Annotated in this window: 12 protein-coding genes; 6 read left to right on the top strand and 6 right to left on the bottom strand. The window is 65.1% G+C overall.

What is annotated here, in order from left to right; translation table 11 throughout:
- The 3 genes from Q8P46_02205 to Q8P46_02195 all read left to right on the top strand — a co-directional run.
- The coding region (locus Q8P46_02205) for a CpaF family protein (protein ID MDP2618985.1) at positions 1 to 393 on the top strand (393 nt) is incomplete at its 5' end.
- Positions 386 to 1,378 (top strand): type II secretion system F family protein, encoded by a 993-nt coding sequence (locus tag Q8P46_02200; GenBank protein MDP2618984.1) that lies wholly within the window; start codon positions 386 to 388, stop codon positions 1,376 to 1,378. The genes Q8P46_02205 and Q8P46_02200, both read left to right, overlap by 8 nt.
- Positions 1,379 to 1,391: 13 nt before the next feature.
- Complete coding sequence (locus tag Q8P46_02195) at positions 1,392 to 2,387, top strand: type II secretion system F family protein (protein MDP2618983.1); 996 nt, start codon at positions 1,392 to 1,394, stop codon at positions 2,385 to 2,387.
- 72 nt (positions 2,388 to 2,459) lie between these two features.
- On the opposite strand, the gene Q8P46_02190 is transcribed toward Q8P46_02195, so the two are convergent.
- The gene (locus Q8P46_02190; GenBank protein MDP2618982.1) at positions 2,460 to 3,239 is read right to left on the bottom strand and encodes a pilus assembly protein TadD; all 780 of its coding nucleotides are present in this window, start codon (positions 3,237 to 3,239) and stop codon (positions 2,460 to 2,462) included.
- Positions 3,240 to 3,471: 232 nt separating this feature from the next.
- Between Q8P46_02190 and Q8P46_02185 the strand changes: the two genes are divergently transcribed.
- The 3 genes from Q8P46_02185 (at position 3,472) to Q8P46_02175 (ending at position 6,142) form a co-directional block, all read left to right on the top strand.
- Positions 3,472 to 4,800, top strand: coding sequence for a leucyl aminopeptidase family protein (locus tag Q8P46_02185; protein ID MDP2618981.1), 1,329 nt, complete (start codon positions 3,472 to 3,474; stop codon positions 4,798 to 4,800).
- Positions 4,801 to 4,874: 74 nt separating this feature from the next.
- Complete coding sequence (locus Q8P46_02180) at positions 4,875 to 5,225, top strand: helix-turn-helix domain-containing protein (GenBank protein MDP2618980.1); 351 nt, start codon at positions 4,875 to 4,877, stop codon at positions 5,223 to 5,225.
- Positions 5,222 to 6,142 (top strand): NlpC/P60 family protein, encoded by a 921-nt coding sequence (locus tag Q8P46_02175; GenBank protein MDP2618979.1) that lies wholly within the window; start codon positions 5,222 to 5,224, stop codon positions 6,140 to 6,142. The genes Q8P46_02180 and Q8P46_02175 overlap by 4 nt, the downstream gene beginning before the upstream one ends.
- Positions 6,143 to 6,224: 82 nt before the next feature.
- Here Q8P46_02175 and Q8P46_02170 read toward each other — a convergent pair whose 3' ends face one another.
- The 5 genes from Q8P46_02170 to Q8P46_02150 are packed head-to-tail and all read right to left on the bottom strand — an operon-like array spanning position 6,225 to position 12,900.
- A complete protein-coding gene (locus Q8P46_02170; protein MDP2618978.1) occupies positions 6,225 to 7,169 on the bottom strand; it encodes a glyoxylate/hydroxypyruvate reductase A in 945 nt (314 codons plus the stop codon).
- 14 nt (positions 7,170 to 7,183) lie between these two features.
- A complete protein-coding gene (locus tag Q8P46_02165; protein MDP2618977.1) occupies positions 7,184 to 8,836 on the bottom strand; it encodes an ABC transporter ATP-binding protein in 1,653 nt (550 codons plus the stop codon).
- A complete protein-coding gene (locus Q8P46_02160; protein ID MDP2618976.1) occupies positions 8,833 to 9,930 on the bottom strand; it encodes an ABC transporter permease in 1,098 nt (365 codons plus the stop codon). Before Q8P46_02160 ends, Q8P46_02165 begins: the two co-directional genes overlap by 4 nt.
- Positions 9,931 to 9,933: 3 nt before the next feature.
- Positions 9,934 to 11,055 carry a microcin C ABC transporter permease YejB gene (locus Q8P46_02155; protein ID MDP2618975.1) on the bottom strand — a complete coding sequence of 374 codons (1,122 nt, stop codon included), beginning with the start codon at positions 11,053 to 11,055 and terminating at the stop codon, positions 9,934 to 9,936.
- Between the two features lie 9 nt (positions 11,056 to 11,064).
- A complete protein-coding gene (locus Q8P46_02150) occupies positions 11,065 to 12,900 on the bottom strand; it encodes an extracellular solute-binding protein (GenBank protein MDP2618974.1) in 1,836 nt (611 codons plus the stop codon).
- Position 12,901 lies beyond the last annotated feature (1 nt).

The following is a 12,901-nucleotide window of genomic DNA, read 5'->3' as shown; positions in this document are numbered from 1 at the left end:
GCCAACTCGCCGCGCGAGGCCATGTCGCGTCTGGAAGGCATGATCACCATGGGCGGCTATTCCCTGCCGTCAAGGACCATTCGGGAAATGATCGTCTCCTCCGTCGACGTGGTCATACAGGTGGAGCGTCTGCGCGACGGCAACCGGCGGATCACCCACATCTCGGAAGTGATCGGGCTGCAGGGCGACGTGATCACGATGCAGGATATCTTCGTCTACGACATTCTGGGCGAGGACGAGAATGCCCATCTCATCGGCCGTCACCGCTCGACCGGCATCGCCCGGCCGGCGTTCTGGGAGCGGGCGCGGTACTTCAACGAGGAGAAGAACCTCGCCGCGGCTCTGGACTCCGCGGAGGTGATGGACATAGACGGTGGAGGCAGGCGTGATTGATCAGTCCGCCCTTCAATACATCCTTGTCGCTTTGATCGCGCTTGCGGTCGGCGGCATCACCTATGTTTTCGCCGCGCCGTTTCTGTCCGGGGAGCGGCGCGCGACCAAGCGGGTACGCAGTGTCTCCGGCCACGCGGACGTGCAGGTCCAGCGCGGCAAAGGGGCGGACAGCGCAAGCCGGAGGAAGCTGGTTCAGGAGACTCTCAAGGAGATTGAAGGCAAGCGCAAAAACCTGAAGAAACGGCTCACCGTCAAGCAATCGATCGCGCAGGCCGGCTTCACGTTCAAGGTCCGCAGCTTCTACCTCGCAGGCTTGGCGCTGGGCCTGGTCGTGGCCCTAGGCCTAATCTTGGTGGCCGGCGGTTTGCTGCTGCCCGTCGCCGTCGCCTTCGTCGCCGGCTTCGGCCTGCCGCGCTGGTTCCTGTCATTCATGCGCAAGCGGCGCCAGAACAAGTTCCTGGAAGACTTCCCCAACGCCATCGACATCGTCGTGCGCGGCGTCAAGGCCGGTCTGCCGATCAACGACACGCTGCGCACCATCGCGGCGGAGTCCGCCGAACCGGTGCGCTCGGAATTCCGCGAAGTGATCGAAGCCCAGGCGTTCGGGCTTCCGATCGGCGAAGCGCTGGGGCGCTTAAATGAGCGGGTGCCGCTGCCCGAGGTCAATTTCCTGCACATCGTCATCACCATCCAGTCGCAATCCGGCGGCAACCTAGCCGAAGCGCTCGGCAACCTGTCGAAGGTGCTGCGCGACCGCAAGCGACTCAAGGGCAAGATCCAGGCGATGAGCCAGGAGGCCAAGGCCTCGGCGGCGATCATCGCCGCCCTGCCGATCGCCGTCATGGTCCTGGTTTACGTCACCACCCCGGGCTACATCTCGCTGCTCTGGCAAACCCAAATCGGCCAGGTCATGCTGGCCGCCTCGGCGTTCTGGATGACCTCCGGCGTGATGGTGATGCGCAAGATGATCAACTTCGATTTCTGACGGTGCCGGCGCCATGACTTCGATCGTTCGGTTTTTCGAGGAACTTAAGCTTCTGTATCAGCCCGAGCTGCTTTTCATCGGCTTCGTCGGAATTGCCGTGTTCGCCACCATCCTCACCTTGGCGCTACCGATGTTGCAGGGCGACAGGTTGCACGCGCGCATGAGAGCGGTGGCCTCGGAGCGCGTGGCGATGCGCAAGAAGGAGCGCGCCCGGATGTTCGAAGAAGCCGCGCGTCCCAGTTTGCGCCGCTCGCCGAAAAGCTTCATGAAGATCATCGTCGAGCAGTTCAATCTGCAAAGGCTGTTCGAGGCGGAAGACCTGCGCGAGAAGCTGCGCATGGCCGGCCTGCGCGGTCAGGCGCCGCTGGTCACGTTCCTGTTCTTCCGCCTGGTTATGCCGCTGATCCTGTTCCTGGCGGCGCTGTTCTATCTTTTCCTCGTCAACGACTTCAACCGGCCGCCGCTGGTGCGGCTGCTGATCGCGACGGGCGGCGGATATCTGGGATATTTCCTGCCCAACTTGTTCATCGTCAATCGCATCCAGAAACGTCAACTGTTGCTCTCGCGCGCGTTTCCCGATGCGCTTGATCTGCTGCTTATCTGCGTTGAGTCCGGCATGTCGATCGAAGCCGCGTTCGCCAGGGTGGCCGATGAAATCGGCACGCAATGCATCGAGCTCGCCGAGGAGCTGATGCTGACGACCGCCGAACTGTCCTATATTCAAGACCGCCGCCAGGCCTATGAGAATTTCGGCAAGCGCACCGGCCTTTCCGGCATCAAAGCGGTGGCGACGACCTTGATCCAGGCCGAGCGCTACGGCACGCCCTTGGGCCAGGCGTTGCGCGTCATGGCGCAGGAGAATCGCGACATGCGCATGCAGGCGGCGGAAAAGAAGGCGGCCGGCCTGCCGCCGAAGCTGACCGTGCCGATGATTCTGTTCTTCCTACCGGTCCTGTTTGTCGTCATTCTCGGCCCTGCCGCCATCCGCATGATGGAGACGTTCAGATGAAGGGGACGCTCTGAAGCGGTTCCCGGCCGCCCCGGTTGGATCTGGAGCGGTTCCCTATAACCAGGAACCGCTCTAGCGGCTCTTTTCCGTCTTGTTCCTGGCTTCCAGCTCCTGCAGCTTGGCCCAGTTCTTCGGCTGGCTGAGCAATTGCTTCAGATAGGTCGTGTTGCTCGACACGGTGGCCTCCGGCAGGGCCGCGCGCGCAACCTGTTCGGCGTCGTCGAATTTTCCCTGCAGGCCGAGGATAAGGGCGAGGTTTTCGGCGACCTCGCGGCTTGCTTGCGGCTGCTCGGCCGCCTTGCGCAACACCTCTTCGGCCTTGGGCAGGTTGCGGTCGAGCGCGTAGGACAGGCCGAGATTGTTCAAGACCGACGGCTCGTTCTGTACCAGGGCAAGCGCCCGGGCATACTCCTCGCGCGCCTTCTTGTGCTGGCGCAACTGGTCGAGCACGGCGCCGTGCGCCGACAACAGCTGCCAATCAGGCTCCCCCGCCGCCAGCGCCGTCACCAGGGCTTGCTCGGCGTCCTCGTGGCGGCCGGCCTCGGCGAGCCCCTTGCCGAGCTCGGCGAGCACCTCGCGGTCGCGTGGATATTGGACCTCCACCTGGCGCATGGCGAGGACCGCCTGGGGCGCCTTGCCCTGCGCCCGCAGCATCCGCGACAGGTTGATGGCGGCGCTCTTGTCGGCGGGGTTCTGGGCGAATTTCTTCGACCAATAGTCGGTGGCGCTCTGCAACTGCTCCGGGCCGGCGCTGGCATCCGGCAGCGACCCGCTGAAGTCGCTCTCGGCCATTTGGTTCTTTGAGGCGCAGCCGGCCATGATGAGCGCCAGCGTCACGGATGCCACCGCCACAAGCCGGCGCCTGCGGCCCCGCCACCGATGGGCCTCCGATAGGGGCATGTCGGCCTCCAAAATGTCAAAGCGGGGAAAGCCCGCTTTTCGTACCGCTGACCATGCTAGCCCATCCGTCAATAAATGATTAACCATAATCTTGCGTCATTCACCGCTTACCCAAGGACCGTTGCCCGTGCACCACGCATTGCTTTCTTCCACCAGCCGTGCCGCGACGGCGGCGATCGTTCCCGTGGCCAAGCGGCAATTGGCCGAAGCGCTCGACCGGCTCGATGCGGCGGCAGCCCAATGGGCGCGCGTCAACGGGTTTGCCGCCTCGCCGGGCGAGATCGCGCTGGTGCCGGCCCCCGACGGCCGCCTTGCCAAAGTGCTGTTCGGCCTCGGCGACGCAGGCGGCGCGGCCGACCCCTTCATCTACGGCACTCTGCCCAAGGCGCTGCCGGCCGGGCGCTACCGCTTCGCCCCTGCGCCGGAGCGTGGCGATCTTGCGGCGCTGGCCTGGGTGCTCGGCACCTATGCCTTCGGCCGCTACCGCAAAACGGACGCGCGCGAGGTACACCTGAAGCTTCCCGCCGGGGTCGACGGCACGGATGTCACGCGCATTGCCGAGAGCGTGTTCTTGGCCCGCGACCTGATCAACACGCCGGCCAACGATCTCGGGCCGGCCGAGCTGGAACAGGCCGCGCGCGAGCTCGCCAAGCAGTATCGGGCGCATGTCGCGGTCACCGCCGGCGCCAAGCTCGACGAACGCGGATTCACGCTGATCCGCGCGGTCGGCCAGGCGAGTACGCGTGTGCCGCGGCTCATCGACCTTAACTGGGGGGACCGGAAGCACCCCAAGGTGACGTTGGTCGGCAAGGGCGTGTGCTTCGACTCTGGCGGGCTCGACCTCAAGACGGCGACCGGCATGGCGCTGATGAAAAAGGATATGGGCGGGGCGGCCAATGCGCTGGCGCTTGCCCGCATGGTCATGGACGCCGGTCTGCCGGTGCGGCTGCGCGTGCTGGTGCCGGCGGTCGACAACGTCCTTTCCGGCGATGCCTTCCGTCCCGGCGACGTCTATCGCAGCCGCAAGGGGATCACCGTGGAAATCGGCAATACCGACGCGGAAGGCCGGCTGATCCTCGCCGACGCGCTGGCGCTCGCCGACGAGTCGGCCCCGGACCTGCTGATCGATTTGGCGACCCTGACCGGTGCGGCCAGGGTCGCGCTCGGCCCCGACCTGCCGCCCTTCTACACCGACGATGACGGACTTGCCGCCGACCTTGCGCGCCTAGCGACCGAGACCAACGATCCATTGTGGCGCATGCCGCTGTGGCCCGCCTATGCCGGAGAGCTCGACTCCGAGATCGCCGACGTCAATCACATCACCAAGAACGCCTTCGCCGGCTCGATCACCGCCGCGCTGTTCCTGAAGCGCTTCGTCGAGCGCGCGCGCTCTTGGCTGCATCTGGATATCTACGCCTGGACGCCGAAAGCCCGCCCGGCCCGGCCCGAGGGCGGCGAGGCGCAGGCCATCCGCGCGCTTTACGCCCTGTTCAAGGAGCGCTTTGCGCGCTGACCCCTTGGCTTTCGCGCCAGCAAGAAAGAGCTTAGAATGATACGCATCCGAAACGAGTTCTTGGAAGCAAGGAGATGGCCCTCGAGCTCTCATCGTTCCAGGCGCTCAGGCTCCTGCACGACGTCAACTTCGCGCTGGTGCACGACGACAAGCCGGACCTGACCCTGCGTCAACTCGCCATTCTGCTCGCCGTCTATCTCGACCCGCCGCCGCACACGGTGCGCGGGCTTGCCGCCAAGCTCGGCGTCGCCAAGCCGGTCATCACCCGCGCGCTCGACACCATGGCCGGGCTCGGCCTGGTGGCGCGGCGCCGCGACAATGCCGACCGCCGCAACGTGCTGGTCCAGCGCACCGTTGGCGGTGCGCTCTATCTCGAAAGTCTCGGCGATGTGCTGTCGCGGAACGCAAGGGCGTTGCCGGCGTGACAGCGCCCGATCCGCGCCTCAATGCCTATCGGGCCGATCTTGCCGCGAGCAGCCTGAAGGGCGTGGTCGAGGCGCCGCGCTATGCCGAGGGTGCGCTGCGTCAGGTCACCGCCTCTGCCGCCTGGCTCAGGCGGGCGCCGGGCGAGGACCAGCCGATCGACACGGAAATGCTGTTCGGCGAGACGGCGCGGGTATTCGACGAGCACGAGGGCTGGGCCTGGGTGCAGCTTTCCGGCGACGGCTATGTCGGCTATGTGCCGGCCGCAGCCCTCGGCGAGTTGCTCTATGAGCCGACGCACCGGGTCAGCGTCTTGCGCAGCCACGTCTATCCAACTGCCAATATCAAGGCGCCGCCCATCGCCGCCCTGCCGATGAATGCGCAAGTTGCGGTCGTTGGCGTCGAAGGCGGCTTTGCGCGTCTTGCCAGCGGCGGCCATTTTTACGCCGGGCATCTCGCCGCAATTGACGCGCCGGAAAGCGATTTTGTGACCGTCGCCGAACATTTTCTCGGCGCGCCCTATCTCTGGGGCGGCAAGACCGGTCTCGGCCTCGACTGCTCGGCGCTGGTACAAATTCCGCTCAACGCCGCCGGCCTTGCCTGTCCCCGCGACGGCGACATGCAGGAAGCGCGGCTGGGAACCCCGCTGCCCCTGTCTAACCCTGCGAAAGGGTTGCGCCGCGGCGACCTCGTCTTTTGGCCCGGCCATGTGGCGATCATGACCGACGGCAAGACATTGCTGCACGCCAGCGCCCATCACATGATGGTGGTACGTGAGGCCTTTGACGCGGCGCGCCGGAGGATCGCCGATGTCGGGCTTGAGATCGCCGCCGTCAAGCGCCTGGTCGTGCGGGCTCTAAAAAACGTCGAACAGGTAGAGCAGGATGATGACCGGGATCGGAATGCCGAGCAGCCATAGCAATATTCCGCGCATCACACGAACTCCTTGATTGGTGTGGCTGTCAACGCGGCTGCATGAACGGAGTTCCACTGCCGGGACCTCAATATCCGCGTTTGGAATCGACCAGGTTTTGCAGCGGCTTTCCCGCCTCGAACGCCTCGATCTGATCAGCGACATTGCGCGTCAGTACCTGCGGGTCGCTGAACGCGGCGACATGGGGCGTCACCACCACCCGCGGGTGGCGCCAGAATGGGCTGTTCTCGGGCAGCGGTTCGGTCTCGAATACGTCGAGGCTCGCCGCCTTCAATTCGCCGGCGTCAAGCGCCGCCAATATGTCGGCGCCGACCTGCAACTCGCCGCGTCCCGCATTGATCAGAACGACACCGCCCAGCGGCCCGTCGCGGCGCAGCCTGGCGAACAGGGCGCGGTTCAGAATGCCCCGTGTCTCTCGGGTCAAGGGCAATAGGCAGACGAGAATGTCGGTGCGGGCGAGAAAGCCATCGAGCTCCGCTTGCCCGGCGAAACAGGCGATGCCCTTCAGTGTCTTCTGTGTCCGGCTCCAGCCGGCGACATCGAAGCCGAGCCCTGAAAGTTTGCGTGCCGCGTCGCGACCCAGCTCGCCGAGCCCCATGACGCCGACCTTGACCGCCGAGGCCGGCGGCTGGTGCAGCGCCTTCCAGCGCCTTTGGCGCTGCAAGTCCTGATAGTCGAGATGCCGGCGATGATGCAGCAGCACGTGCAGAACGACATATTCACCCATGCGCATGGTGAGGTCCGGGTCAACGATGCGCACGATCGGAACGTCCGGCAGATCGGCGTCGCGGAGCGGGATGTGATCGACTCCGGCGCCGAGCGAGAAGACGATCTTCAGATTGGGCAGCGATTTCAACAGCCCCGGCTCCGGCTTCCAGACCAGGGCGTAGGCGATGTCGGCGGCCTTTCCGAGGTCGGGGAAGCTGCGGATGTCGCGCCCCGGCATCCGTGCCGCAAGATGCCTGGCCCAGGTCTCCGGCTCCCACCCCGTAACCGCAATAAGGATGCTCAACGCCGGCAACCGTTCTATTGCGAGACCACGCCCTCGGGCGCCGTCTCGATCTCGAATGCGGCGGCGATCAGCGCCTTGGTATAGTCGCTCTTCGGGTGCTCGAAGACCTCAATGGACGGCCCCTGCTCGACCGTCTTGCCGTGGCGCATGACGACGACCTCGTTGGAGAGCGCGCGGATCACCTTCAGATCGTGGCTGATGAACATGTAGGCGAGATTGTGCCGGCGCTGCAGCTCGCGCAAAAGGTCGACGATCTGCGCCTGGACGCTCATGTCGAGCGCGCTCGTCGGCTCGTCGAGCATGACGAAGCGCGGCTCCAGCACCATGGTCCGGGCGACGGCGATGCGCTGGCGCTGTCCGCCGGAGAACTCGTGCGGATAGCGGTCCATGGTCGCCGGATCGATGCCGACCTCCTCGAGCGCGCGGGAGACCCGCTCGCGCCGCTCTTCGTAGCTGAGGCCGTGGCCCTGGACGATGAGCCCCTCGCCGACGATCTGGGCGATCGAAAGCCGCGGGCTGAGCGAGCCGTAGGGGTCTTGGAAGACGATCTGCATCTCCTTGCGCAGCGGGCGCATGTCGCGGAAGGAATATTTCTCGATCGGTTTGCCGAGATAGGCGATCCGGCCCTCGCTCGAGATCAGCCGCAGCATGGCAAGCCCGAGCGTCGTCTTGCCGGAACCGGATTCGCCGACGACGCCCAGCGTTTGGCCTTGGCGCACGGTGACGTCGATGCCATCGACCGCCTTGATGTAACCGACGGTGCGGCGCAGGAACCCGCGCTTGATCGGGAACCAGACCTTCAAATCGTCGGCCGCCATGACCACCGGTGCGGTGGGATCGGCCGGCGGCGGCTTGCCCCTCGGCTCGGCGGCGAGCAGATGCTTGGTATAGGCGTGCCGCGGGCGCTGATACACCTTCCCCGTGTCTCCTTGCTCGACGATCTTGCCCTGGGTCATGACGCAGACCCGCTCGGCGACCTTGCGGACGATGCCGAGATCGTGGGTGATCAGCAGCATCGACATGCCGAGGTCGCGCTGCAGTTCCTTCAAGAGCTTGAGGATCTGCGCCTGCACCGTGACGTCGAGAGCGGTGGTCGGCTCGTCGGCGATCAAGAGGTCCGGCTCGTTGGCGAGCGCCATGGCGATCATCACCCGCTGGCGCTGGCCGCCGGAAAGCTGGTGCGGGTAGCTTTCGAGCCGCCGTTCCGGCTCCTGGATTCCGACCTGGTTGAGTAGCTCCAGGACCCGCGCGCGGGCGGCCTGATCGCTCATGCCGCGGTGCAATTTCAGGATCTCGCCGACCTGCCGCTCGACCGAGTGCAGCGGGTTGAGCGAGGTCATCGGCTCCTGAAAGATCATGGTGATGTCGTTGCCGCGCACCTCGCGCATGGTGCGCTCGCTGGCGCCCATCAGCTCCTGGCCCTTGAACAGGATCGAACCGGACGGATGTTCGGCCGCCGGATAGGGCAGCAGCTGCATCACCGAAAGGGCGGTGACCGACTTGCCGGAACCGGATTCGCCGACGAGGCCCACGGTCTCGCCGCGCTTGATGTCGAAGGACACCTTGTCGACGGCGAGCGTCTTGCGGCCGGCCGAGTGGAACAGCACCGACAGGTCGCGCACCTGAAGCAGTGTCTCGTGGCTCTTGGACTTGGCTGCGCTGCTCATCGGAAGATCTTTCGCGGGTCGAAGGCATCGCGCACCGCCTCGCCGACGAAGATCAGGAGGCTCAGCATGACGGCGATGACGAAAAAGCCGGTAATCCCGAGCCACGGCGCCTGCAGATTGTTCTTGCCCTGGGCCAACAGCTCGCCGAGCGAGGGCGAACCCGGCGGCAGGCCGAAGCCGAGGAAATCGAGCGAGGTGAGTGTGGTGATCGAGCCGTTGAGGATGAACGGCATGAAGGTCAGGGTCGCGACCATGGCGTTGGGCAACAGGTGCTTGAACATGATCGTGATATTGGAGCGGCCGAGCGCGCGGGCCGCGGCGATATATTCGAAATTGCGGCCGCGCAGGAACTCCGCCCGCACCACGCCGACCAGCGCCACCCAGGAGAACAGAAGCAGGATTCCGAGCAGGATCCAGAAGCTCGGCTCGACCACCGAGGCGATGATGATGAGCAGGTAGAGCGCGGGGATCGCCGTCCACACCTCGATGAAGCGTTGGAAAAGGAGGTCGGTCCAGCCGCCGAAATAGCCCTGCACGGCGCCGGCGACGACGCCGACGATCGAGGAGATGATGGTCAGGACCAGGCCGAACAGGACCGAGATGCGAAAGCCGTAGATCAGCCGGGCGGTGACATCGCGGCCCTGGTCGTCGGTGCCGAGCCAGTTCTCCGCCGAAGGCGGCGCCGGCGCCGGCACCGGCAGGTCGAGATTGATGGTGTCGTAGGAGTAGCGGATCGGCGGCCACAGGATCCAGCCGCCTTTCTCGGCGATCAGATCCTGGACGAACGGGTCGCGATAGTCGGCCTCGGTCTGGAACTCGCCGCCGAAGGCGGTCTCCGGATAGGCGTCGAGCACGGGGGTATAATATTCGCCCTCGAACTTGATCAGAAGCGGCTTGTCGTTGGCGATGAATTCGGCGAACAGGCTCGTCACGAACAGGATGAGGAAGATCCACAGCGACCAGTAGCCGCGCTTGTTGGAGTTGAAATTGTTCCAGCGGCGCTGATTGATCGGCGACAGCGAAAACAGCGACCGGCGCGGCGGCTGCAGCGTCGCCTGCTTGGCCAGATCCGGCTTTTCCAGGACCCGCGTCATCGCTCACACCTCCCGGCGCTCGAAATCGATGCGCGGATCGATCCAGGTATAGGTGAGATCGCTGATGAGATTGATGGCAAGGCCCATCAGTGAAAAGATGAACAGGTTGGCGAAGACCACCGGATAGTCGCGGTTGACGATCGATTCGAACGATAAGAGCCCGAGCCCGTCGAGCGAGAAGATCGTCTCGATTAGGAGCGAGCCGGCGAAGAAGGCGGCGATGAAGGCGCCCGGAAAGCCGGCGATGACGATAAGCATGGCGTTGCGGAAGACGTGGCCGTAGAGCACCTCGCGCTCGGCCAGTCCCTTGGCGCGGGCGGTCATCACATATTGCTTCTTGATCTCGTCGAGGAACGAGTTCTTGGTCAGCAACGTGGTCGTGGCGAAGGCGCCGAGCGCCATGGAGATGATCGGCAGCGTGAGGTGCCAGAAATAGTCGGGTACCTTCTGCCACCAGGCAAGCTCGCTGAAATTGTCGGAGACGAGGCCGCGCAGCGGGAACCAGTCGAGATAGCTGCCGCCGGCGAACAGCACGATCAGCAGCACCGCAAACAGGAAGCCCGGAATGGCGTAGCCGACGACGACCACGGCGGAGGTCCACATGTCGAAGCGCGATCCATCGCGCACCGCCTTGGCGATGCCGAGCGGGATCGAGATGCCGTAGGAGATGAACACCATCCACAGGCCGAGCGAGATCGACACCGGCAGCTTCTCGGCGATCAGCGACAGCACCGAGATGTCGCGGAAATAGCTCTCGCCGAAATCGAACCGGATATAGTTCCACATCATCAGCGCGAAGCGCTCATGGGCCGGCTTGTCGAAGCCGAACTGCTTCTCGAGGCTCTTGATGAATTCCGGGTCGAGCCCCTGGGCGCCTCTATATTTCGAGGTCACGCTCTCGCCGGCGCCGCCGGGCGCGCCCGCCCGTGCGCCGGCGCCGCCCACGTCGCCGCCCTCGCTGCCGGCAAAGCGCGCGGTCGCCGCCACGTCGGTGCCGGTGAGTTGGGCGATCACCCGCTCGACCGGGCCGCCGGGCGCGAACTGGATCAGCGCGAAGGAGACCAGCATGATCCCGAGGATGGTCGGGATCATCAGCAGCAAGCGCCTGAGAATATAGGCCGCCAAATCCTTCCTCTATTGTCCGACGCGTAATCGTTCGGCCTTTGCCTCGTCATACCACCATGTGTCGAGAACGCCACGGTCGTATTTGGGCTTGGTCGCCGGACGCGAGAACCTGTCCCAAAAGGCGATGGTGTGGCTCGCCTTGTACCAGTGCGGCACCCAATAGTGACCGGCGCGCAGCACCCGGTCGAGCGCGCGCGCGGCGACGGCAAGCTCCTTGCGGTTCTTGGCGGCGATGACCCGCTCGATGAGTTTGTCGACTGCCGGATCGGCGATGCCCGACAGGTTTAGGCTGCCGTCCACCGCCGCGGCCTGCGAGCCGAAATAGCTGCGCAGCTCGACGCCCGGCGTCGTGCTCATGACGTAGCGCTGGGTGGTCATGTCGAAATCGAAGCTTTTCATGCGCCGCTCGAACTGCGCCGGATCGACGATCCGCATCGAGGCGTCGATCCCGAGCAGCTTCAGATTTTTCACATAGGGCGCGTTGACGCGCTCGAAGGTCGGCTCGAACATCAGGATCTCAAGCCGCAGGGGCTCGCCCTCGGCGTTGACGCGCCTGCCGTTCTTGATGGTCCAGCCGGCGCCTTCGAGCAATCGTGCGGCCTGGCGAAGCAATCCGCGGTCCTGGCCGGAGCCGTCGCTCACCGGCGGAGACACGGCCTCTCCCAGCGCTTCCGTGCTCACCGGCGTGCCGAGCCCGTCTAAAAGGGCGCGCTCGTCGGCGGCCGGTGCGCCGGTCGCCTTCATCGCCGAATTCTCGAAATAGGACTGGGTGCGCTCGTAGAGTGAGTAGAACAGGTTCTTGTTGGTCCATTCGAAATCGAAGGCGAGCGCCAACGCCTCGCGCACGCTCCGGTCGGCGAGGACGGGCCGGCGGCTGTTGAGGAAAAAGCCCTGGGTGCCCGACGGCGTCTCGTCGGCGAGCGTCTCGCGCTTCACCCGCCCGTCGCGGACGGCCGGGAAATTATATTCCGTCGCCCAGACGCGGGAGGTGAACTCCTCGCGGAAATCGTAGGTGCCGGCTTTGAAAGCCTCCATCGCCGCCGTGCGGTCGCGGAAATATTCGTAGCGGATCTCGTCGAAATTCCAGCGCCCGCGATTGACCGGCAGGTCCTTGCCCCAATAGTCCGGGTTGCGGCGATAGGTGATGGTGCGGCCCTGCTTGACGTCGGCGACGACATAGGGACCGGAGCCGAGGGGAGGGTCCAGCGTCGTCTCGTCGAACGGGCGGTCCTGATAATAGAGGCGTGAAAAGATCGGCAGGGCGGCGACGGTGAGCGGCAGGTCGCGCACCTGATCGCCGGAGAAGGTGTAACGCAGCGAATGCGGCCCCAGCACCTCGACCGTTTCGACATCGCGCAGGGTCTGGCGGTAGATCGGGTGGCCCTTTTCCTTGAGCACGTCGAAGGAAAAGGCGACATCTTCCGCGGTCAGCGGCGAGCCGTCGGAAAAGCGCGCCTCGGGCCGCAGCGCGAAAGTGACGGAGTGACGGTCGTCGGCAAGGTCGGCGATTTCGGCGATCAGCCCATAGACGGCGTCGGGCTCGTCCTGGGCCCGGGCCATCAGCGTGTCGAAGGTCAGATCCATGCCCTGCGCCGCGTCGCCCTTGAGAATGAGGGCGTTGAGCGAGTTGAAGGTGGTCACGCCGCCCCAGCCGATGAGCGAGAAGGCGCCGCCCTTGAGCGCGTCGGGGTCGGCATAGGCGAAATGGGTGAAGTCGGCCGGATAGGCGAGGTCGCCGAAAGCCGACAGGCCATGGCGGGGCTCGGCGGCGGTGCCGGTCAGCGCCGGCAGAAGCAGGGCCGTCGCCCAGCCGATCGCTCTCAACCTTGCCTTCATCCTGACCATC

Source organism: Hyphomicrobiales bacterium, from assembly GCA_030688605.1.
Lineage (GTDB): Bacteria > Pseudomonadota > Alphaproteobacteria > Rhizobiales > NORP267 > JAUYJB01.
The sequence above is the reverse complement of the archived record's forward strand: the minus strand, read 5'-3'. Positions and strand labels throughout refer to the sequence as shown.